This window comes from Ruoffia sp. FAM 20857 (genome assembly GCF_045528645.1).
Lineage (GTDB): Bacteria > Bacillota > Bacilli > Lactobacillales > Aerococcaceae > Ruoffia > Ruoffia halotolerans.
The window spans coordinates 30,117-52,183 of record NZ_JBGQRB010000003.1; the positions used below are offsets into that span (position 1 = coordinate 30,117).

20 protein-coding genes are annotated in these 22,067 nt (G+C 38.2%); 2 read left to right on the forward strand and 18 right to left on the reverse strand.

The features are described from left to right. Positions 1 to 271: 271 nt before the first annotated feature. The 3 genes from ACEN4N_RS01375 to ACEN4N_RS01385 form a co-directional block, all read right to left on the reverse strand. Positions 272 to 448 carry a hypothetical protein gene (locus ACEN4N_RS01375; RefSeq protein ID WP_407089315.1) on the reverse strand — a complete coding sequence of 59 codons (177 nt, stop codon included), beginning with the start codon at positions 446 to 448 and terminating at the stop codon, positions 272 to 274. Between the two features lie 113 nt (positions 449 to 561). Continuing rightward, positions 562 to 774, reverse strand: coding sequence for a histidine phosphatase family protein (locus tag ACEN4N_RS01380; protein ID WP_407089314.1), 213 nt, complete (start codon positions 772 to 774; stop codon positions 562 to 564). 89 nt (positions 775 to 863) lie between these two features. Next, a complete protein-coding gene (locus tag ACEN4N_RS01385; RefSeq protein WP_407093543.1) occupies positions 864 to 2,258 on the reverse strand; it encodes a 6-phospho-beta-glucosidase in 1,395 nt (464 codons plus the stop codon). Positions 2,259 to 2,467: 209 nt separating this feature from the next. On the opposite strand from ACEN4N_RS01385, the gene ACEN4N_RS01390 reads away from it, so the two are divergent. Then, entirely contained in the window at positions 2,468 to 3,352 is an 885-nt protein-coding gene (locus ACEN4N_RS01390) for a MurR/RpiR family transcriptional regulator (protein WP_407089312.1), read from the forward strand. A 32-nt stretch (positions 3,353 to 3,384) separates the two neighbouring features. On the opposite strand, the gene ACEN4N_RS01395 is transcribed toward ACEN4N_RS01390, so the two are convergent. The 5 genes from ACEN4N_RS01395 to ACEN4N_RS01415 all read right to left on the reverse strand — a co-directional run bounded on the left by ACEN4N_RS01395 (position 3,385) and on the right by ACEN4N_RS01415 (position 7,696). Beyond that, the gene (locus tag ACEN4N_RS01395; protein WP_407089311.1) at positions 3,385 to 4,248 is read right to left on the reverse strand and encodes an ROK family protein; all 864 of its coding nucleotides are present in this window, start codon (positions 4,246 to 4,248) and stop codon (positions 3,385 to 3,387) included. A 21-nt stretch (positions 4,249 to 4,269) separates the two neighbouring features. Beyond that, complete coding sequence (gene manA / locus ACEN4N_RS01400; RefSeq protein WP_407093544.1) at positions 4,270 to 5,223, reverse strand: mannose-6-phosphate isomerase, class I; 954 nt, start codon at positions 5,221 to 5,223, stop codon at positions 4,270 to 4,272. Between the two features lie 293 nt (positions 5,224 to 5,516). Further along, complete coding sequence (locus tag ACEN4N_RS01405; protein ID WP_407093545.1) at positions 5,517 to 6,509, reverse strand: YhdH/YhfP family quinone oxidoreductase; 993 nt, start codon at positions 6,507 to 6,509, stop codon at positions 5,517 to 5,519. 7 nt (positions 6,510 to 6,516) lie between these two features. Beyond that, on the reverse strand, positions 6,517 to 7,320 hold the full coding sequence (locus ACEN4N_RS01410) for a CHAD domain-containing protein (protein ID WP_407093546.1): 804 nt from the start codon (positions 7,318 to 7,320) through the stop codon (positions 6,517 to 6,519). Between the two features lie 199 nt (positions 7,321 to 7,519). Beyond that, on the reverse strand, positions 7,520 to 7,696 hold the full coding sequence (locus ACEN4N_RS01415) for a hypothetical protein (RefSeq protein WP_197104304.1): 177 nt from the start codon (positions 7,694 to 7,696) through the stop codon (positions 7,520 to 7,522). A 206-nt stretch (positions 7,697 to 7,902) separates the two neighbouring features. Here ACEN4N_RS01415 and ACEN4N_RS01420 point away from each other — a divergent pair, with 206 nt between their 5' ends. After that, a complete protein-coding gene (locus ACEN4N_RS01420) occupies positions 7,903 to 8,202 on the forward strand; it encodes a YkvA family protein (protein WP_407093547.1) in 300 nt (99 codons plus the stop codon). 401 nt (positions 8,203 to 8,603) lie between these two features. Here the strand turns inward: ACEN4N_RS01420 and arcA are convergent, their stop codons facing one another. The 10 genes from arcA to ACEN4N_RS01470 form a co-directional block, all read right to left on the reverse strand. Continuing rightward, complete coding sequence (gene arcA / locus ACEN4N_RS01425; protein ID WP_407089306.1) at positions 8,604 to 9,836, reverse strand: arginine deiminase; 1,233 nt, start codon at positions 9,834 to 9,836, stop codon at positions 8,604 to 8,606. 75 nt (positions 9,837 to 9,911) lie between these two features. Continuing rightward, on the reverse strand, positions 9,912 to 10,220 hold the full coding sequence (locus ACEN4N_RS01430; protein WP_171031310.1) for an AzlD domain-containing protein: 309 nt from the start codon (positions 10,218 to 10,220) through the stop codon (positions 9,912 to 9,914). After that, positions 10,210 to 10,926: an AzlC family ABC transporter permease gene (locus tag ACEN4N_RS01435; RefSeq protein ID WP_407093548.1), complete on the reverse strand. Its 717-nt coding sequence runs from the start codon at positions 10,924 to 10,926 to the stop codon at positions 10,210 to 10,212. Before ACEN4N_RS01435 ends, ACEN4N_RS01430 begins: the two co-directional genes overlap by 11 nt. 384 nt (positions 10,927 to 11,310) lie before the next feature. Next, positions 11,311 to 12,477, reverse strand: a complete 1,167-nt coding sequence (locus ACEN4N_RS01440) for a M20/M25/M40 family metallo-hydrolase (protein ID WP_407089304.1) — start codon at positions 12,475 to 12,477, stop codon at positions 11,311 to 11,313. Positions 12,478 to 12,487: 10 nt separating this feature from the next. After that, positions 12,488 to 14,098, reverse strand: coding sequence for a peptide ABC transporter substrate-binding protein (locus tag ACEN4N_RS01445; RefSeq protein ID WP_407089303.1), 1,611 nt, complete (start codon positions 14,096 to 14,098; stop codon positions 12,488 to 12,490). A 307-nt stretch (positions 14,099 to 14,405) separates the two neighbouring features. After that, positions 14,406 to 15,740 (reverse strand): GntP family permease, encoded by a 1,335-nt coding sequence (locus ACEN4N_RS01450; RefSeq protein ID WP_407089302.1) that lies wholly within the window; start codon positions 15,738 to 15,740, stop codon positions 14,406 to 14,408. Between the two features lie 121 nt (positions 15,741 to 15,861). Next, positions 15,862 to 17,373, reverse strand: coding sequence for a class I adenylate-forming enzyme family protein (locus ACEN4N_RS01455; protein WP_407089301.1), 1,512 nt, complete (start codon positions 17,371 to 17,373; stop codon positions 15,862 to 15,864). Positions 17,374 to 17,409: 36 nt separating this feature from the next. After that, the gene (locus tag ACEN4N_RS01460; protein WP_407089300.1) at positions 17,410 to 19,458 is read right to left on the reverse strand and encodes a 3-hydroxyacyl-CoA dehydrogenase NAD-binding domain-containing protein; all 2,049 of its coding nucleotides are present in this window, start codon (positions 19,456 to 19,458) and stop codon (positions 17,410 to 17,412) included. 42 nt (positions 19,459 to 19,500) lie between these two features. Next, positions 19,501 to 20,748, reverse strand: coding sequence for a thiolase family protein (locus ACEN4N_RS01465; RefSeq protein ID WP_407089299.1), 1,248 nt, complete (start codon positions 20,746 to 20,748; stop codon positions 19,501 to 19,503). A 97-nt stretch (positions 20,749 to 20,845) separates the two neighbouring features. Further along, complete coding sequence (locus tag ACEN4N_RS01470; protein WP_407093549.1) at positions 20,846 to 22,063, reverse strand: acyl-CoA dehydrogenase family protein; 1,218 nt, start codon at positions 22,061 to 22,063, stop codon at positions 20,846 to 20,848. Between the last annotated feature and the right edge of the window lie 4 nt (positions 22,064 to 22,067).

The following is a 22,067-nucleotide window of genomic DNA, read 5'->3' on the forward strand; positions in this document are numbered from 1 at the left end:
GTCCATTGATTATCAGCTGAAATTAAGACCGTTAAATAACAAATGTAAGACAATGCACTTGTGAACTCTGCCCAACTAGACACTACACCTATTACAAATAAATGAACAGCTGACAAATTCTTTGACGCAAGATCTATTTCCTTATCCTTAATCTCTGCTTTATTATTTCTCGCTGAAAAATAGTGATAAAACGATAAATGATTAGCATCACACCTAGAACATTTAGTGTAAGCGGGATTAAAAATGGGTAGTTCGTCTGCGCTGATTCAAATTAATTTCGGATAATTTGAGCAATACCAAAGTAAAATAACAGCCCAAAAATATAAGTCAAGATTGAATGCTTTCTTTTCGCGGTAGATTGTAATACAAACTGTTGTGAAATAGCAATTGGATTTAAACTTTCAACCAAACCAGTACCAATCCTAATACCTAATAATGATAAAAACATATTCCTTCCTCCTTAAAAAACAAAAAAGAATAGGCATCCAATTATGTACACGTTGGCCTACGTACAAAAATGAATGTCTATCCGACGATATTTTTATATTATTTTATTTCATTCTACTTTAGCACATCAATTCCTTGAGTCAAATATATTTTCGTCTTATAAGCCACTGTAGTCATGATTGATGACATCAATGTATTTAAACTGACCTTCATGGTATTGAAAGTCCAAAGCTGAGCAATTAGTGGCGAATCAGAAGCACCTTGGATCACACCTCGTAAGTTGAATAATGTCTGCCCATGTCGCATCATATAGATTGTTTGTCCCATTACAACAGCTCCTTCCATTCTCCTTCAAATATTATATTAAAATAACCTCTTGAAGTATAAAATAATACTCCATGAGGCTCCAAACTTGTTTAATTCGACTCCATCAACTCATCTACATACTCAACCACCTCGGGTTGTTTTGCTTCAATCTCTTTAATTTTTTCGGCAAATTGTGGTAAGTGTTCTTTGTGCGCGTAAAGTAATTCATCCAACACACGTTTGGCTGTATTTCCTGCTGGTACTAAAGGATTGATCGTAAAGGCGTGTAAAGCTGCACCGTAGTTACCCTCAACCGCAGCACGAATGACTGTCTCCTCCATTCCTTTCATCAACTGTAACATTCCTCTAGCTGCTGGCATGAAGCTTCCCCAGTTGTAAGGCATGGCTCCGTGAGAGGTAATTTCCGCTGATACTTCAATAATTGAATTATACGGTAAATCAGCAATTGCACCTTTGTTCTGTGTCGAGACAACCATTTGAGTGCGTTTGTCATTATAGATTGACGCAATCACTTCACAAGCCGCGTCACTATAATACGTTCCCCCACGTTGTGTTAATTCTTCCGGTTTGTAATCTAGTTCAGCATTTTTATACAGTTCGAACAAGCTTCTTTCTGTTTCTTTCACTACTTGCGCACGCGTTTCCCCATTTTTAAATTCTTCAATTGAATGCTCTAACATAATATCTTCAGAATAGTAGTAATGGTGGTAACCGCAAGGTAGTAGTCCCAAGTCTTGAATTTGATCGACATTATAACCTGCGTCGTGAATATTTTTTAGTGCGCTTTCAGGTGCATCCTCATCCTCTTTGTATAACAAATCGATGACTTCTTTTGTGCGCTCATTCCCAGCTTTATCCCAAACCCGGTGCCAATGAAAATGATTAATCCCAGCAAATTGAAAATTTAATTCTGCTTGTTCCACATTTAATTTCTCAGAAACATCCATACAGTGAGTAATCGGAACATTACATAAACCAATCGTGCGTTTCCAACCGAATTCATTAATCGCTGCTTCCGTTACCATCCCAGCTGGATTGGTGAAGTTGATTAACCAAGCATTTGGGCATTGTTGTCGCATATCTTCAATAATTGAACCAATCACAGGAATTGTACGCATCGCCTTAAGCATCCCACCGGCTCCATTTGTTTCTTGTCCTAAAATACCGTGTGACAATGGAATCCGTTCATCTTTCACACGCGCATCCAGTAGCCCTACACGAAATTGTGTCGTCACAAAGTTTGCATCTTTTAAGGCATTGAAACGGTCTAAAGTTAATGTCACTTTCCAGTCTAATCCGGCCGCTTTAATCATTCGCTTAGCCATTTCGCCAACGATATTCAGTTTTTCCTGCCCCGCCTCGATATCCACCAGTACGATTTCTTCGATTGGCAATTCATCTTTTCGTTTAATATAACCTTCAATGAGTTCAGGCGTATAGCTTGATCCGCCACCGATTGTTACAATTTTAATCCCTTTAGCCATAAAAAATATAGCCTCCTCTATTTGTTTGTAAGGTTAGCTTAACCCTGCAAGTAAACCTTTACAACAGCGTGAGGTCAAGTAGTATGCCTCGTCACAAATCAATGGTCTTTTCACATTTTCCTTGTGTAAGGGTGACACAAAATATACTAAATGTTGTGAAAATCACTCAATTCCTATATGATTAAATAAAATGAAGTTAGGAGACTATCATGCTAATTATCGAACAAATGAAGTCTGAACATTTTTCTGATGCCGAACAAACCTTAGTCGACTACATGACCGAAAACCCACAGTTACTGGAAAACATGACCACCACTGCTCTAGCTCAAATAACACACGCGAACCCGACAAGTTTAATTCGTGTAGCGAAAAAGCTCGGCTTTAAAGGTTGGACCGACCTAAAAGATGCCTATTTAAAGGAATGGCACTATTTAAATAGTAATTATAATTCCATTGACGCAAACCTCCCATTTGAAAAGCAAGATAACTTACTTTCTATAGCCAATAAGCTAGCCACCCTTGAGCACAATACGATTCAAGATACGCTTTCTTTATTAGATTATCAAAACTTAATGCGAGCTCAAGAAAAATTATTGAAAGCCAAAGAAATTAAAATTTTCGGAAGTCATACAAATGCAATGATTTCACAAGATTTTGTCACTAAAATGCGCCGAATTAATCGAAACGTGTCGATTGCATCGACGTATCACTACATTGATTACGAAGCTTACCATTCAACGGAAGACACGTGCGCCATCGTCATTTCCTATACGGGAGAGAATGATATTATGCTAAAATGCATTGACATGTTGCGTGAACGCGGCTCATCCATTATTAGTCTGACAAGTATTGGCGACAATACGATTTCTAATTTGAGTGACGTTACTTTACATATTACAACACGGGAAAAGCTCTATTCAAAGATTGCGAATTTTACTTCCAACACATCAATTATTTACTTATTAAATTTACTTTATGCAATGGTATTTACACACGATTATGACGTCAACTTAGAACATATTATTGAGGTCGGGCAAATTTTTGATTCGCGTCGCATTAGTTCTGACATTATGCGAGAAAATAAGACTCAGTAACGGAGCCGAAATTCGGTCGTTACTGAGTTTTTTTAATTTAATATTTTCTGAGCTAATAATAGACAACCTGTTATTCCAGCGTTATCTCCTAAACCAGGTGTTTGAACGTACTCGGCCATCGGTGGTAAAGCTAAGTAGCCGGCCATTAATTCTTCTAATTTTGCTTGAATCATAGGTAGTAGATGGGCTTGCTTCATTACGCCTCCACCTAAGATAATTCGCTCCGGTGATAAGACTAGCGAATAATTCATCAAGGCTTGAGCTAAATAATAAGCCGTGAACTCCCATGCTTTATGGTCTTTAGGTAAATCAATCCCTTTTTTACCAAATCGCTTCTCGATAGCAGATCCACTTGCGAGTCCTTCTAAACAGTCACCGTGATAAGGACACGAGCCCTCTCCCGTATCTTCAGGATGTCTTTGAACTTTGATGTGCCCCATTTCCGGATGAGAATACCCATTGAAAATGCCGCCATTAATGACCGCGCCCCCTCCAACTCCTGTACCAATCGTTAAATACAAACTGTTTGGAATATCTCTGCTAGCTCCTAATTTGTACTCGCCATAAGCTGCCGCATTCACATCGGTCGTCCAGTAAATGGGTTTACCAAACGCTTTTTTCAAATAGCCTACAAAATCAAATTGGTTCCAACCTGGTTTAGGTGTAGACGTAATGTAACCATATGTTTCTGAAGCTGGATTGACGTCAATCGGACCAAAAGACCCAATCCCAAAGCTGTCGACGTCGTATTTTCCAAAAAAATCTACTACGGCTTCCATGGTTTCTTCCGGAACCGTTGTGGGAATCGACAGTCGTTCAATAATATTTAATGCGTTATCTGAAACAGCGCAGACAAATTTAGTGCCACCTGCTTCAATTGCTCCTAGTAATGTCATATTTAATCACTCCTATTTGAATTAATAAACTGGGTTTGATGCGATTAAGGTTAAGTTGCTCCCTTTTATTTGGATGTCAGATGCTGAAGCTGGCGTTACAAAGGAATCTCCTTTGGTTAGTGGGTAGGTTTTTCCATTCACAATGAGTTCCCCACTGCCATCGATCACCGTTGCTAAATAAACAGTGTTAGAGACAGGAATTTCTAAGTCGCCTGTCGCATCCCATTTGAAGACTTTAAAGTAATCATTCGTTAGAAAATGCGTCATCGCGCCACCCTCTTGTTGGCTCACTTCTGCCACTTGTTCAGGGTCTTGATGAGGAATCAGCGACACATCAATAGATTGTTGGATATGTAAATTACGTTGCTTCCCTTGATTGTCAGTACGATCGTAGTCATACACGCGGTAAGTGGTGTCTGAACTTTGTTGCGTTTCTAATATCATGACACCCCCACCAATGGCGTGAATCGTTCCATGTGGCACATAATAAAATTCGCCCGGCGTCACTGGCACTCGGCGCAGTAACTCGTCCCAGCGCCCTTCTTCAACCAGTTGCTGGAACTCTTCTTTGGACTCCGCATTATGTCCATAAACGATTTGCGCTCCAGGCTCAGCATCGATAATATACCAGCACTCTGTCTTACCTAATTCACCTTCGTGCTCTTTTCCGTAAATATCATCTGGATGCACTTGAACAGATAAGTCTTCTTTCGCGTCCAGTATCTTCACTAATAATGGAAAGACATCATCATTTAATTCGCCAAAGAACTCACGGTGCTCTTCGTAAAATTGATCAAAGGCCATACCTTTAAATTCATCCGGCGATTCAATGGTCGAAACGCCATTTGGATGCGCACTAATTGACCAGGCTTCACCAATACGGTCGCTTGGTAAATCGAAGTTAAATTCGCTTTCTAACTTATTGCCACCCCAAATTTTCTCTTGTAAAACTGGTTTTAAAAAAATTGGCTCCACTAAAACAGCTCCATTCTCATTAATTATATTTGGATTTCGAACACGCTCTCATCTGCTAATATTATCATAATAGTTGTTGAGTTGAAAATATTTACTGGATAAGATGTTTAATTAATTTCCGCTATGCTGGCGGAAGCAGGTCTTGGGATTTGGGGCTGGCTCAAGTCAAATAGCAATTTCATTTAGCTTGAGTTAGGCTATCTAAAGACAAACCGCACATCCATTTGGCTTGAGTTGCATTTTCAAAAAAAGAGAACCATAATTTTCTCAAATTACGGTTCTCTATGTAATCTCTAATTCATCTCTACAATTGTTCGACCAACGTGTGAACCTTCTTTTAAGGCGGTGATTGTTTCAGAAACGTCATCTAGTTTAATTGTTTTCGCGTTTAAATTATCAACAACATTCCATGAATCCGCCAAGTTGTTCCAGATTGTTTCGCGTTCTTCTTGAGAAGCGTTGACTGAGTTGATCCCTAGTAAGTTAATGCCTCTGAGAATTAATGGCAAGACGGTTGTTTCTAATTTTACTCCCGCCGCATTTCCGCATAAACTCATGCTTCCCTTTTCTTGAATTTGCGAGATGAGAGTTGCGGCAACATCGCCTCCGACGGTGTCTAAGGCGTAGTCGTATTTTTGAGAAGCAAGGGCTTTTTTCTCGCCAATATCATCTGCCCATAAGATTTGATGCGCGCCAATATCTTTAACAACTTTTTCCTGATAGTCTTTACGGATCATTGCTGTAACGTTTTGGTAGCCGGCTTTGACTAGGATGGCTAAGGCAATACTCCCTACGCCACCGGAAGCTCCAGTGACTAAAATTCGTTGATCCAATTTCGGATCCATACCATGCTGTTCAAGTGCTCGAACAGATTGGGCTGCTGTGAAACCAGCTGTCCCATAAGTCATAGCATCTTTTAAAGTTAGATTTTCTGGCACCGGAATGATCCATTCAGAAGGCACTTGAGCATATTGGGCTAGGCCACCCGTGTGATTCACACCTAAATCGTATCCTGTAATCAGTACTTCTTGTCCAACTTCAAAAGATTCATCTGTCGTTTTAACAATTTCTCCACTTAAGTCAATCCCTGGAATCATTGGGTAGCGACGAATCACGCCACCATTTGCTTGAGTAGCTAACATATCTTTATAATTCAGTGATGAATAGTGAACTTTGATTAAAACTGAACCTTCGTCTAAATTTTCTTGCTTTATTGATTCAACTTCATAACTTACGTCGTCGTTTTCTTTTCGTACAACGAGTGCTTTAAATAAATCCAATTTCATTCTCCTTTTATTCGGTGACTATTATTTTTTCTTGAGCAATATCACGAATTTGATAGAATAACTCTCTCACATCTTTATCCTCAACCTGATCAGCAAAGTCTGTTAATAAGTCGTAATTCACATGCACATCAGTCACTTCACCAAACTTATCTTGAATGGCTTCGGCTGCTTTTTTATACGGTTTAGTTTTTTTGGATGTTATATTTTTATAGTATTTTGCTGCATAGCGATTTTTCTTAGCATCTTTTCGAATATCATGAACCGTTTCATAATCTTCGAGATCCACTTCTTCATACGCTTTTTGCAATTTATCATTCTTTTTCTCTAAGCGTTTAGCAACATATTTATCCCAATCAAAATCTTTATCCAACTCTAATTCTTCAAGCGTTTCTTTAGTGGTTGTTAACGCGTCTTTGACTAGTTCAACATTCGTCACGTTAAATATGCGACGCATTTCTTTCCGGCGTTCTTTGCCTAATAAATTAAACGCATCATAAAAATACTCACTTAAATCTGGTTGTTCTAAAGCAACTTCTTCAGTAAATTCAGTCAATACATCGAGTTCGCGAATAGGTCCAAATACTTGCGCTGCTTCGCGAAGCGGCGCATTCATTGAATCATACGTCTCTTCACCGATAATCGGTTTGATAAAGTTCAATAAACCACGCAATTCTCTTATGCTCACTCGCAAATCATGTGCTATATCGCTATCAAAAGGATTATTAGAAAAATCCACGTACCGCGCTTCAATGATACTCAGTCGCTCCAGCAAAATATTTTTTACTTTTTTGTCATTCGATTCACCTCTCACTCTTTTTTTAAAATTGTTTTTCGATATCTTAAGTATAGCACTTACATCCGCAGAGCTAAAACAATATACTGTGCACAGGTGTTGTGTGGATATGTTGATAAAATGAAAAGTTATTTGCAAATTATGAACATGTGCATAAGTATTTTGATTAAAAAAATTCGCTTGTGCCATATAATTATACACAAACGAACTTAAGTAATTAAATTTCTTCAAAAATGACCGCACAACGGCCTTTTTCATCCATATCACTGACTTTTATAATTGTTAAACCTTTTTTATTCGCGTAATCGGCAATTTCTTGGTACAGCTTTGTCATTTGTGTTTTAAACACGCCACCATTCGCATCAAAATCTTCTACAATATATTTCCTTGCCATCCTTTGCCTCCTCAGTTTATTTGTTACTGCTATTTTAACACAAATACTATGGTACAATCTTTTATCACGCTTTTCTGAGAAAGTATTTTAAATCAATTCTTATTTTCTTGGCATAATCTTGTCACAATTAAATATCATCCTTAAGACTGATATCCGAATCAATCCTTAGCGTTATAATGTATATAGTCAAGAAAGGGTGTGTATTAATGAAAGCAAATAAAAATTCAAAAACAACTTTAGGTAAATTTGTCAAAGCCTTATTCAAAAAAGAAACACCACTATATATTAAAGGTATGGTCGGTGTCGCCCTAGCCTATACGATCTTCCCCGTGGATGTCCTGCCAGATATCTTTGGTCCCTTAGGTTTTGTTGACGACGCGGCAGTAATTGGTGTCTTAACTACGGTTGCGATGACTTTATTTGATAATTTCTATGAAAAACAAACTGGAGTGTCGAAAGTCGACCCTCAACACAATATTAAATATGCAGAAGTCGTGAATGACTAAATTCAATTATAATAAAAACGAGTATCGCTTGCTGTTTGCATGACAGTGGCTATACTCGTTTTTTATTATTTAATTTTCCAAACTAAGATGGACTATATATGTTGTAAGGTTCTATTCTTAACCTTTATATAAAAACTTAGTGGCGTAAATACAAGTACTAAAATAATTCGTACGTATTTTTCAATCATTTCGTTAATCATCGAAAGTGCATTTAATGCAGACATTATGGCGATACCAATTGTAAAAAAAACACCGATTAAAATACCTGTTCCAAGCAATCAAGTTAAATGTGGTATATAAACACCAACATTATCTTCACCCGCTACGATGGTGATGAAGAATGTATGGGTTTGAATTTTATTAAATCGTTCAATGACCATTTCAAACTCCAGTGATATGAATTAAAACCGCTCTCGGTAAATCGGCATCGACATACAACGCGGTCCGCCTCGACCACGGACTAATTCACTTCCTTGGATTTTATGTAATTTAATTCCTGCTTCTTCAAGCAAGGCATTTGTAACTGGATTACGGTCGTAAACAATTAACTCGCCTGGTGCAATCGCCAATGTATTGGCCCCGTCATTCCACTGCTCACGCGCCGCAGCTACTGGGTCTTCACCCCCACAACGAATAAGTGTTACTTTCTCAATGTTGAGAGCTGCTTCTAATATCTCTTCTAATGGAGCGGTTTCCTCTTCGATTTTCACTTCGCCGTCTTGACTTGTAATCGTATACACTTTTAATTGGTCTTCTATTTCAGGATGAATCGTGAATTTATCGTAATCAACCATCGTAAAAACTGTATCTAAATGCATGAACTTTCGGTTACTTCCAATGAGAAAAGCCAGCACTTGGCTGTAATCTGTATCTTCAAAGACATTTTTTGCAAGCTTCTCAATAGAACGCGCGTCCGTTCTCTGCGAAATCCCAATCGCTAAGACATCCTCAGATAGCACTAAGATATCTCCACCTTCAATATAAGTCGATTCATCTCGGAAATAATACAAAGGGACGGAGTTATCTTTGACAACTGGATGATATTGGAAGATATACTTTCCATATATTGTTTCTCGTTTGCGCGTCTCAGAATACATATGATTCAAAGAAATTCCTTGCCCGATTGTCGCGAAAGGGTCCCGAGTAAAGTATAAACTCGGCATCGGATTAATTAACAAAGGATAATCTCTATCCAAAGTATCAATCAAAGTTGTACCTTCTTCAACCTTGACTTCATCTTTTCTAAATCCTGTCATTGTCTTGAGTATCAGCTCGTAAGAATCTTCAATCGCTGTCAGCTTTTCTTTAACAGCATGGTAATGAGCACCCGGTTCTAAGCCTGATTCACTCAACCATTCCTCAATAAATTCTTCTCTCACATTCCCATTGTCAATAGCTTCTGCAGCTAATTTCTCTAAGTAAAGTACTTCGACGCCATTCTCTTTTAATACTTGAGCAAATGCATCATGTTCTTTTTGCGCCGCCTCCAAATAAGGTATGTCATCAAATAGTAACGCTTCAAGATTAGCTGGAATTAAATTTTCTAATTCAATACTTGGGCGATGTAATATTACTCGTTTCAACCGACCAATTTCTGAATATACTTGAATTAGCATGCTTGTCTTATCAGTCATCGTCTCTTCCTCTCTCAATGCTATATCGCTATCTTACCAGTTTGATGAAAGAGAGAGAAATGATTCAACTATCACTTAAATTAAAATCAATTCCACGATAAAAACAAGCATACAACTTGTGACTGCCACTTGAATTAAATTAGCGCCTCGCCAAGACATTAAAATGGCACCAACTAATGCTGCCAGTCCAGATAGAGGTGTCTGCGTCACTTGTAAAATAGCTGGGAAAGTCATAACTGATAAAGTAACATATGGAACATAATACAAAAACGACCGAATAAATGAGTGTTTAATTTGCCCTCTAGCTAAAGTCATTGGAATGACTCGCATCATATACAGTACTGCTCCACTGAGGAGTAGATAAAAATACACGCTATTCATCATGGATCACCTCATCTTCAATCGGATATCTAATTGCTGCAACACTTGCGATAATTACTGTCAAAACGATCGTCACGATTCCAGACGAAAAACGTTCCACAAGACCAATAACATCAGCAGTAAAACTCGCTACATAAGAAACAACAACGAAAAAAGCAATCGTCCGATTCACTTTTACTGAAGGAATAACCGCAGCAATAAACATCCCATACAAAGCCACACTTAACGCACTCACAATACTCAACGGGAGTATATTTCCAGCGATGACACCAATAAAATTCCCAATCGCCCACCATAATAGTGATGTCATCGTTCCATAGTAGTAGTAAGGTTGAACGAATTTATTATCCGCTATTGATAGTCCGAATAACTCATCAGTAATACCTAAACTAATTAAGAAGCGGTGTCTCATTGGGATATCTGGATGAACACGTTGGCTCAATGCTAAACTCATTAAAATGTATCGAGCATTCACAACAAGCGTGACTAATACCACTTCCACAAAAGGTGCATTCGACTCAAACAAGCTATACACAGCATATTGCCCAGCCGACGCATTTAGTAATAAAGCACTTAAGAATCCTTGTAATGGAGTAAGGCCAGCATTTCTCGCCGCAATCCCTAATGTAAAAGCCACCGAAAAATACCCAATGGCTAAAGGAATCGAATCCTTTAAACCATCTTTAAAATAATCAACATTTCGTTTCACACTCTCACCCTACCTATCTCAATCAATTTGATTGTCATATTGGTATTATATTATAGTTGGGTTAAAAAGCTAGCTAGCATTTAAAAGAGTTTGATTGTTTGGTTTGATTAAGGCGGTTAACTACCATATGGATTCTGGTATGGGAGGATAGACTTCGTTAACTAACATTTGTACATTCACAGTATATTAAATTGAGTGGAATAAATAAGTAAGTAAGGCCAATTGCCTCGCACTATGATTGCGAAGAATTCTAGGACTCGTTCAGAAAGATAAGATTAGTGTGAAGTGACCCGCATACAGAAATTAGTTTGTCCCGAATACACCAATCTATTTTTCTAAAATAAAAGAAGCCAGACAATTAGTCTTGGCTCCCAACAGCTCTTATTAATATGCAATAATACCGCTGACTGCTAATACTGCTTTACTTACCAATGATTCTAAATCAGCTTTTTCATCCAACGTATGCGCGCCAGACCCAATAATCCCCATACTACATAAGGTCGGCACTCCAGCTACAACCCCAAGTGATGCATCACTCACGCCTTCACTTTTATTTTTTATTAAATCTCCATAACCACAATCAGATCCAATTCTTATAAAATGATCTGCAAATTGTGCGACTGCCGGTGTAAATTCCATCGCGTCTAGATAAGATTCTATCTCGTAACGTGCAGTTGTGTCTTGAATGTGTGAATTACCGACTGCTTCTTCAAGGTCTCTGATTATTTCATCTTTGGTTGTTTGATTAGAAAAACGCGCAGCGATATTGGCTTTAGCGTGAGCGGGAATTGTATTGGTACTCACGCCGCCTTCAATCAGCCCGCAGTTAATCAGTTTGCCGCGCTGGATATCAGTTTTAGATTCCAACTCAATTATTTTATAGGCTAATTCAACGATAGCACTTCGTCCGGTAGCAGCACCGCCCCCTGAGTGGGCACCGATCCCCTCCACTTCTATCGTGACCATCGCTCCACCTTTTCGACTTACTCCGATATGTTCGCGCTCTGTAGCGGGTTCAAAATTCAACATCATGCTTGCACCAGTCAACTCTTCTAACATGACCTCACGCGTATTTGAATTGCGGTGCAATGTTTCCTCGTCTCCTATAAACAACATCTTGATTGGATGTTTCTTATAACCTAGATGAATTAATGCTTTCAATGTATAAAGGGCAATTACTAATCCACCTTTCATATCCGCAATGCCAGCACCTTTAGCAAAGCGGTCGTCCACCATTCGAAAACCATGCTCACTTAAAACCCCTGGTTGAAATACCGTATCCATGTGTCCACTTAATACAATTGGTGCGTCGTTTTCAACATCTTCAGGTGTATAAATACTGACAATCGTACTACCAGCATACTCCATCTCAACCGTGCGAGACACTAGCCCAAGTTGATCAAATTCTTGCTTAAAAATTTCTATAATGGCGTCAACACCTTCAGGTTGATCCGGCCCACTTTCAATATTAACGAGTTGTTTAAGCAGCGACACCATCTCTTCATGCTGCGCTGTCAAATAGTCTGTAATTTGTTTGTATAGTGTTTTCATTGAACTGCTCCTATTCTACATAAACATCTTTAAGCTGAATCACACCAATCGTATCCATCTCCATATTATGTACGTTACCTCCAACGACAAATGCATTTGTATAAAAATACAAAGGAACAATAGGCATGGCATCAACAAAAAGCGCTTCTGCTTCTAATAATAAGTCTTCTCGTTTTTCTAAATCGGTTTCTACTCTTGCTTTTTCGACTAGTTGTTGATAATTCTCATCTTCCCAGCCGGTATGATTACGTCCATTGTTTGTCGAATAATATTGCTCTAAAAATGATGCGATATCAGAATATTCATAACCTTCTCCGCGTCGACCTAATTGGTAATTCAATTCACTCATATTAGATAAATGAACTTGAAATTCTGTCGTCTCTATCTCAACGTTGATACCTAACTCTTCTTTCCATCCAGCTTGAACAAATTGTGCGACCGCTGAATGTTCTTCGCTGACATTGGTTGACATCGAAAGTTGTAATTCACTTGGTTCACTTAAACCTAACTCTTCTAATCCTTTTTCTAGATGATTACGCGCTTGATCATAGTCAGCATCCTCAATATATGCTACATCTTGAGTCGCGTTTGTTGCGGTCGGCCCAACAATTCGCAATGCTGCTGTTTGATTTGCTTTTGTCACATTAGCAATTAGCCCTTGTCGGTCCACGGCCAAGGCGAGCGCTTTTCGAATATTAACATTCGATAAATGAGGGTCATTTGTATTCATTGCATAATTATAAAAAGCTGCCATATCTGACATGTTTAAATCACCTGATTCTTTATGTATATCAATCATCTCAGGTGAAATCGTATGGAAAGGCATCCCTAAGTAATCTAAGTCACCGTTTAAATACATCGTATTAGCCGTCGCCATAGATTCCACGACTTGAACATATACCTTATCAAGTCGAACCGTATCACTGTCCCAGTAATTTGGATTCTTCTCAATCGTGTAATCACTTTGATGATTCCATTCACTTAGCATGAAAGGTCCATTATTGATAAATAATTCGCCAGCATTTTGAGCCCACTCTGGATGCTGGGATACAATCTGTTCTGGAATCGGGTATAGCTCAGGTAATCTACCCGTAAGCTCTAAAAACTGTGGCATTGGTTCAGTTAATGTCACTTCCAGCGTTAGGTTATCCACTGCCACGACTTGAACCTCTTCAACTGCCCCTTCACCTTGATGATAAGCTTCTGCTCCTTCGATGATATAAAGTTCACCTGCACCAGGTGAGGCAACCTCGGGATTCAAAACCCTTTTCCATCCATATTCAAAGTCACTAGCAGTTAAAGGTGTCCCATCACTCCAGTTGGATTCTCTCAGATGAAACGTATAAGTTAATTGGTCTTGACTGACATCCCAACTCTGAGCAACACCTTGTTCTACATCCCCTTCGATTGTCGGACGTGTCAGCCCATCAAAGATATTCGCAATTAATGCGACTGAATTTTTATCCGTTGCTAATCCCGGATCAACTACGGGTTCATTCGCTGTTGCTAAGTTCAATATCTGTTCCGATTCTGTTGCAGTCGTCTCCGTCGAAGTAGCAACCGAGAAAACAAGACCAATGAGCACTAATAGACTCACTCCATAAGCAATTTTACGTTTCATCTTTCCACCCTCTATTATTATTATTCAATTCCAAAGAAAAACCCGCCTAGAAAAAAATCTAAGCGGGTTCTCTAAAATAGATAATAATAGACTATTATTCTATAAACTCGCATAGATTTTTAAATCTATGCGAGCATGACGAATCAAGCTTCACACAGATGAAGTTGTACTCCACCAGAAGCTTACTGTAAATGGATTCAATTGTAATTGTGTTAAAGAATTCATTTGGATTCGTCCTTTCGTTGGTTATTGTTGATTATAATATACCACATTTATTTTAATTAACAAGATATATACTCATTTGATTTTAATATAATAACGCCGATACAATCAATACAGCAATCAGTGCAAGTAAATGTCCACCGTTTATAATAATAAATTGGTGTTTAAATCCGCGTCTAATTGATAAACCTGTTAAGTTATTGAACGTAATTGTTACACCAGATTGTGGTACTGCCGTTAATGTCGCTGATGCTATAACAGCAACTCGGTGAATAAGTTCAGGACTGATTCCCATTTCTAAGTAATTAGGCGCAAAACTTTCCATTACAATACCTAACGCACCAGAAGATGATCCCGTTATACCTGCGAGTAATGATGATGCGACAGCTAAGCCGATAATAGGATTACCGGGTATAGCCATAATCATATCTTGGATAATAGCAAATCCTGAGGCACTCGTTAATACGGAACCGAAAGCCACCGAACTCGATGTAGAGAAGGCTGGCATAACTGATCCGGCCGCACCATTACTAAGCACAGTGTTTTGAGATTCAATGTACTTATTATATAACACTGCACTTAAGATAATAGCTACTGTTAATGCAATTAAGATAATATGTGGTACTTTACTAAAGATTAATATAATCGCAATTAAACTAATAATTGGCGTTAAACTCAACATAACACTTGGTAAATTACCTTCATTCACTTCAGCTTCTTCAGGCAAATCAGCTTGCTTACTATCGCCTAAGTAACTGTAAAATGTTTCGTTTTTTCGAATGCTTTTATTTAGCTCAAATTTCATATAACCAAGTCCAAACAAAATCATCACGATAGTTGCTACGATACTCAAGAGAGGAGCAGATGTTAATGTTGTTCCTAAAGCAGTCGTAGGGACGGCGTTTTGAACAGATGGTGCTCCAGGTAACATTGACATAGTAAATGTCGCCATACCGAAGAATAATGGAATCGGGAATAGTTCCCAGTTAATATCCATTCGTTTGAATATCGGTCTAGCTAATGGTACAAGCGCGAACATCACCACATACAAACTAATTCCACCATAGGTTAATATAGCAGCAATCAATGATAGCGCTACCATTACTGCGTATTTATTTTTAAGCCCAACTTTGCTTAAAATAAAATTAGCAATGGAGATCGTTGCATTACTCTTCTCCATATACTGGGCTAATATCGCCCCCAACAAGAAGATAGCAAAGTTATTAATTAAGAAGCCAGCTAACCCAGCCATATAAGATTGTTCTGGTCCTATTAGACTAGCAAAAATATCCATCCGATTCGTTAAAATAACGATTAATGTGGCAAGTGGAGCCGCAATAACAATATGTAAACCTCTAACAGCCATCACAATAATAGCTATAATTGCAACTACAATACCTAAAATTCCTAGGGTTTCCATCAGAAACCTCCTTATTTAGTTTTCAAAACAAGCAGGGATTGAAGAGTCATATCTATATCAACCCCTATTTGTTCTAATTAAAATTAAACGCATCATGTTACCTTCGTATTCTATGAATTACTTAAACTTTCTGTCCTTCAACTGCTTCTAGAATCATCTTAGTAATTTTAGGTTTGTCGATTTTACCAACTGAATTTCTCGGAAATTCATTGAATTCTAAGTAAAACTTTGGAACCTTATGTACTGCTAATCGAGTCTTGCAATACTCTGCTAGGATCATTGCTGCATCTACACTCGGTTCATTGAGTATGACAGCTGCAGCTACAGATTCTCCCCATTTTTTATTAGGATATCCTACAACTATGACATCATGAATCAGTTGATGTCGAATCACGACCTCTTCTACTTCAGATGGGTAGACATTTTCCCCACCAGTAATTATCATTTCTTTCTTACGACCAACAATAGAATAGTTACCTTCTCCATCCACTTTCGCAAAGTCACCGGTTCTAACATAATTATTAAAAAATGCCTCTTTGGTAGCTTCTTCATTATTCCAATAACCACTGAACGTATGATTCCCTGCAATAAGTAACTCACCAATTTCACCCGGAGCTACCTCTTCATTTGATTCATCAACGAGTAAAATATCACTAAACATAATGGGTTTTCCAACAGATCCTCTTCTTGTAGAAGCTTCTGCTGGTGCTATCCAAAAATTATTTGGTCCAGCTTCTGTTAAACCATATGAATCAATCAAAGGTAAATCGGCATTATTAAAAGCATCATAGACATCACTTGACATCGGTGCGCCTCCAGATACAAATAAATCAACTGATGTCATCTCAGAGATATCTATTTCTTGTGTATTCATTAAATCATAGTACATTGTTGGAACCATGAAAATTTTCGTTGGTTGATATTCTTTCACTAACTCAAAAGTGAGTGTTGCTTCAAATGTCGGCTGAATAATAAGCTCACCTCCAGCCATTAACAGCGGTGTAACCAAGCTAAATAATCCGGCTGTATGGAACATAGGCGAGATTGTTATCGTTCGATCATCTTTCGTTATTCCCCAACTTGGTAAAGAATTCAATGCATTGCTAATCATAGCTCGGTGACTAATCATAGCCCCTTTTGGCTGCCCTGTTGAACCACTTGTATAGATAATAACTGCTGGATCTTCTTGTTGAACTGGATAATTTCTGAATTCTGTTGTCTTATCATTATTTACGATAATGTCATATTTAACACTATCCACGTCAATCAATCTAAAGTGTTCCGTTTGATAATAAAATGGATATCTAAAGTCTGACTCATATGCAACGATTACTGGTTGATTATTATTCAGTATAGACATTAATTCATTTTCTTTTAATCGCCAATTTATAGGCGTAAATATCGCACCTATTTTAGTACAAGCAAAGAGAAAATCTAGATGACTTATACTGTTTTGAGCAATGAGAACTACCCGATCACCGTATCCTACATCTTGTTGCCTTAAATACGTAGCTAAGTTAACCGCTCTTTGATTTAACTGTTCATAACTCCATTTTCTATTAAGTTTCGGATCCACAACAGCATTGCGGTTTGGTGTTAAATTTGCTCTTCCAGCTAACCAATCAATTTTCATTGCAACGAATCCTCCTTATTTTATTTTTTATACATTTTATTTAAACTTGCTGAAATCTGCACGTTTTCCAGCAATCGTTGCTTTTAAGCCTACTAAAGCTTCTTCAGATTTAAATATGTCAGATAAGCGTGATAATTCATAATCGATACCATCATCAATAGATAAATTCGTTTGCTTATCAATAATAAGTTTAATCTCTTTAACTGAGTTTGGTCCTTTAAAACCAACAGTTTTTGCCGTCTTTTGTGCAAACTCTTCAGATACACCATCAGCAGCTTCACCTGCTAATGTTTTTTCAATATTTTCATCCGAAAAGGCTGTTAGTATTTCTTGGTAATCTGTAGGTATTTCACGATCAGCGTACTTATCAAATTGTCCTGCTTCAACTAAATCGCTAATCGCTTGGTTGATTTCAGCTGGCTTCACTAAACTAGATACAATTCCTAATTCATGAGCTTGCTGAGCTGAAATGCCGCGTCCTGTTAATACATAGTATTTTGTTAATTCTTTACCTAAGTGTTTGTTGAAACGTAACATTCCACCGTAACCTGGGTAAATTCCTAAGCCACTTTCTGGGAAGCCGAATGATCCTTTATCAGTTGCAATAATCGCTTGAGTAGATAAAGCTAATTCAGATCCACCACCAAGTGATAGGCCATCTAATACTGCGATCGTTAATTTATCTGACGTTTCGAAGCGTCTGAATAAATCATGTCCTCTTGCAGTGAAGCTTACAATGTCATCTACTTTGTCGTTTTGTGCGCCATCTAAGAAGAATTTCAAGTCAGCTCCTGCAACGAATGCTTTACCTGCTCCTTTGAAGACAATCGCTTTAACAGAATCATCTGCTTCAGCTTTGTTAAATGTTTCTTCCAGTTGTGCAACCACTGTTGGATTTAAAGCGTTCATCGCTTCTGGACGGTTAATTGTAATTGTCGCAATGCCATCTCTTACTGCTAAATCAATGTAGTTAAAGTCAAATGGTTCACCTGATTCAGCTTGTTTACTTAAGATTGATGCAACTGGGAAACCAGGTCTAGAATCACTGATTTCTTTCACCATTTCATATGTTTCTTTCACACCATATTGGTTAGCTAATTTGAAAGGTCCAATCTTCCATCTTAAACCTACCATCGCTCCACGGTCAGTATCTTCAATTGAAGCAACGCCTTCATCAACGAGAGCAGTTGCAGCACCGATGGATACACCTAAAAGACGTCTAGAAATTGTTTCGAATTTCGACTCATCGACGTCACCATCTTCGACATCCCAAAGTTCTTTAGAGTTTACTTGATCTTCTAAAGTTTTTGGTGGTGCATAGAATTCACTAATTTCAGCAGCTAAAGTATTTGCTGAGTGATACGCAATTGGGATACCTGACGCATTCATTAATGTGAATGGTCCCATGCCAATCTTAAACGTTTGCTCTGCAGCTTTATCAATCGTTGCTTTATTTGCAACACCTTCTTCATAGATGCGTACACTTTCTGTTAACCATGGTACGAAGAATCTGTTAACAGCGAAACCTGGTGAGTCTTTAACTGTAATGGCTGTTTTATTATGTAAATCAGCGAAACGATTGGCAATCGCAACAGTTTCTTCACTTGTTCCTTCATGTGAGATAATCTCTAATAAGCGGTTCTTAGCTGGATGGAAGAAGTAGTGCATTCCGATAAAGCGATCTGGACGGTTAGTCACTTTTGCTAAGTCACGAATATAGAAACTTGATGTATTCGAACTTAGAATTGCTTCTTCTTTTAAGATGCCATCTAATTTTTGAAGTACTTCTGTCTTCACACCCATATCTTCAAAGACTGCTTCAACAACGAAGTCGATATCTTTTAAATCATTATAGTCAGTTGTTAATGTAATTAAATCTAATGTTTCTTTCACGTAGGCTTCAGTGAAGACGCCGCGATCAACACCTTCATTTAACATGTCTTTAATTTTTTGTAGTCCATTTTCAACTTGCTCTTGTGTCACATCTACTAATGTCACTGGAATACCTTCTTGAGCAATCTTTTGGGCAACTCCTGATCCCATTGTTCCTGCTCCGATAATCGCAGCTGTAAATTGTTCACTCATTCTTTCACTCCTCAAATTTAAATCAAATGATCTTTTCTAAAATTATTTATTGTAGTTTCCGTTCTCTAATAATAGTGCGATACCTTGTCCTCCACCGATACAAGCTGATGCAATCGCATAGCGAGCGTCTGGCCGGTTCTTGAATTCATATAATAATGACGTAATAATACGTGCACCTGACATTCCTAATGGGTGTCCTAAAGCAACTGCACCACCGTGTGGGTTAAAGTTGTTTTTGTAGAAATCAGAATCTTCTTCAATACCTAATTCAATTAAACATCCGATTGTTTGAGCAGCAAATGCTTCGTTAATTTCTAAGATATCAATGTCTTCTTTTAAGTCTAAGCCTTGACGTTCAAGTAATTGGTTAATAGCGTAAACTGGACCAAGTCCCATATATTCAGGTTCGCAACCAGCAATTTGATAGTCTACAACTTTTGCCATAACTTCTAAGCCTTTTTCTTCAGCTACAGATTTAGTTGTAAAGATTTCGAAAGCCGCTCCATCGTTTAATCCTGAAGCATTACCAGCTGTTACAACGCCATCTTTTTCAAAAGCTGGTCTTAGCTTAGCTAAGCTTTCCATACTTGTACCTGGACGAGGGTGACCATCTGTTTCTACAGTTGTAACTTTCCCACGACGACCTGGTACATCAACTGGAACGATTTCCTGAGCGAAGCGCCCATCTTCTAAAGCTTTAGCTGCTTTACGTTGAGACTCAACGGCGAATTCATCTGAACGTTCACGTGTAATTGAATACTTACGCGCTACGTTCTCAGCAGTGTTACCCATATGCCCAACTCCAGAATCTTTACCAGATGCAGAACGGTGTCCTTCTAAGTTAGCATCAATAAGAGTTTGATCTCCCATTTTAAATCCATCGTACCGAACTGATTCTGGTAAGTAGAATGGAGCTCGAGATAAAGATTCTGCTCCTCCAGCGGCAATCATCGTTTTGTTCGATAATAATAATTCTTGTACTGCAGAAACGGCAGATTGAATACCTGATCCACAAATTCGATTAATTGTCATCCCTGTCATGGCTTTAGATAAGCCGGCGTTGATTCCGATAATATTCCCCAAGTTATTCGTTGTTTGTGACCCTGTAACGTGTCCAACAATAACCTCTTGAATATCCTCTTTAGCTACATTAGCACGCTTAATTGCTTCTTCTAATGCGATAACTCCTAAGTCTTCAACTGGAACTGTTTTTAAGTCTCCTAAATACGCTCCTACAGGTGTACGCGCTGCTCCAACGATTACAATTTCTTCTTGTTTTTGCTTTAACATGTTTTTCTCCCTTTCCTAGTACAATGATTCGATTATTTTTTAAGAAAAGCCTTGTATAACGAACATATACAAGGCTTTAAATGTCAGTCTTAATGGCTTAAATAAATGCCCCGATACCTGTGTAGTAACGTCCAATGATTAATGAATTCACTTCATGTGTTCCTTCATATGTATACATACCTTCAATATCAGCGAAGAATCTTGGAATATCATATTTAAGTAATAAGCCATTTCCTCCAGCAACTTCTCTAGCTAATGCTGCTGTTTCTCTTGCTCTTAATCCATTATGTAACTTAGCCATTGATGACGCTTCTTCTTTATAGATACCTTCTTCTTGTTGCTCAGCTAAACGGTAAGCAAAGGCTAATGTCGCTTGTGCGTTCATTGCCATACGAGCTAATTTCTCTTGAATTAATTGGAAACTAGCAATTGGTTTTCCAAATTGTTCACGTTCACGTGTATATTTTAATGCAGCTTCAAATGCTCCTGCTGTTGCTCCAGCTAGTAACCATGCTACGTCTGAGCGTGTATTACGAAGGATTTTAGCAACGTCTTTCCATGAGTTAACCTTTTGAGCACGTTGAGACTCAGGTACTTTTACATCTTTCATAATAATCTCCGCATTTGGCATCGAACGGAAAAATGCTTTCTCTGGTGTAACAAAGGTCTCTACTCCTTCTGTTTCTCGTGGAATATAGAACATTTTAACTTGACCATCTTCAGTATCACGTGCAAATATTGCTAACATATCAGCAATTGATGCGCCTCCAACCCACTTTTTGTGACCGTTTAGTGTCCACGTATCACCGTCACGTGTTGCAGTTGTTGCCATTCCTCCAGCTACGTCTGATCCGTGATCTGGCTCTGTCATACATAATGCTCCCCAGTTATCAAAAGAGCGGACACCTGGCATTAATTCTGCTACCTGTTCTTCACTACCACCTAAACGAACACATTCATGGTATAATCCACCATTTTGTGTATAGAACGTTCCTAAAACTGGGTCAGTTTTTGCAATGGTATACGAACGGAATCCACGGAATAATTGAGAAATATAACCATCTTCGCGGCCTTCTAATAGACGAGGATCGTCCATTAAATTTAAGTCTAAAATTTTCTGTACTTCTTCTAATGGGAACGTCGCATCATGCCAATGCTTTACTAATACAGGGTGTAAGTCATTTTTTAATACTTCTTCTAATTCAGCTAAAACTTCTTTTTCACCCTCTGTTAATTTTGATGAATAGTTATATAAATCTGAATAGAAAAACTTTTCTTCTTGAAAATCTTTATCTGCTCTTGACTCTTTAACCATTTAT

Excerpts from the sequence above, each read along its gene's own strand:
- ACEN4N_RS01420 (WP_407093547.1), top strand. The coding sequence starts at position 7,903 with ATGAAAGCAAATAAAAATTCAAAAACAACTTTAGGTAAATTTGTCAAA.
- ACEN4N_RS01390 (WP_407089312.1), top strand. The coding sequence starts at position 2,468 with ATGCTAATTATCGAACAAATGAAGTCTGAACATTTTTCTGATGCCGAA.
- ACEN4N_RS01395 (WP_407089311.1), bottom strand. The coding sequence starts at position 4,248 with ATGACATTACTAGGAGCAATTGAAGCAGGTGGCACTAAATTTGTCTGC.
- ACEN4N_RS01460 (WP_407089300.1), bottom strand. The coding sequence starts at position 19,458 with ATGAGTGAACAATTTACAGCTGCGATTATCGGAGCAGGAACAATGGGA.
- ACEN4N_RS01405 (WP_407093545.1), bottom strand. The coding sequence starts at position 6,509 with ATGAAATTGGATTTATTTAAAGCACTCGTTGTACGAAAAGAAAACGAC.
- ACEN4N_RS01465 (WP_407089299.1), bottom strand. The coding sequence starts at position 20,748 with ATGTTAAAGCAAAAACAAGAAGAAATTGTAATCGTTGGAGCAGCGCGT.
- ACEN4N_RS01445 (WP_407089303.1), bottom strand. The coding sequence starts at position 14,098 with ATGAAACGTAAAATTGCTTATGGAGTGAGTCTATTAGTGCTCATTGGT.
- ACEN4N_RS01440 (WP_407089304.1), bottom strand. The coding sequence starts at position 12,477 with ATGAAAACACTATACAAACAAATTACAGACTATTTGACAGCGCAGCAT.
- ACEN4N_RS01380 (WP_407089314.1), bottom strand. The coding sequence starts at position 774 with ATGGGACAAACAATCTATATGATGCGACATGGGCAGACATTATTCAAC.
- ACEN4N_RS01375 (WP_407089315.1), bottom strand. The coding sequence starts at position 448 with ATGTTTTTATCATTATTAGGTATTAGGATTGGTACTGGTTTGGTTGAA.
- ACEN4N_RS01450 (WP_407089302.1), bottom strand. The coding sequence starts at position 15,740 with ATGGAAACCCTAGGAATTTTAGGTATTGTAGTTGCAATTATAGCTATT.
- ACEN4N_RS01455 (WP_407089301.1), bottom strand. The coding sequence starts at position 17,373 with ATGAAAATTGATTGGTTAGCTGGAAGAGCAAATTTAACACCAAACCGC.
- arcA (WP_407089306.1), bottom strand. The coding sequence starts at position 9,836 with ATGACTGATAAGACAAGCATGCTAATTCAAGTATATTCAGAAATTGGT.
- ACEN4N_RS01385 (WP_407093543.1), bottom strand. The coding sequence starts at position 2,258 with ATGGCTAAAGGGATTAAAATTGTAACAATCGGTGGCGGATCAAGCTAT.
- ACEN4N_RS01470 (WP_407093549.1), bottom strand. The coding sequence starts at position 22,063 with ATGGTTAAAGAGTCAAGAGCAGATAAAGATTTTCAAGAAGAAAAGTTT.
- ACEN4N_RS01430 (WP_171031310.1), bottom strand. The coding sequence starts at position 10,220 with ATGATGAATAGCGTGTATTTTTATCTACTCCTCAGTGGAGCAGTACTG.
- ACEN4N_RS01415 (WP_197104304.1), bottom strand. The coding sequence starts at position 7,696 with ATGGCAAGGAAATATATTGTAGAAGATTTTGATGCGAATGGTGGCGTG.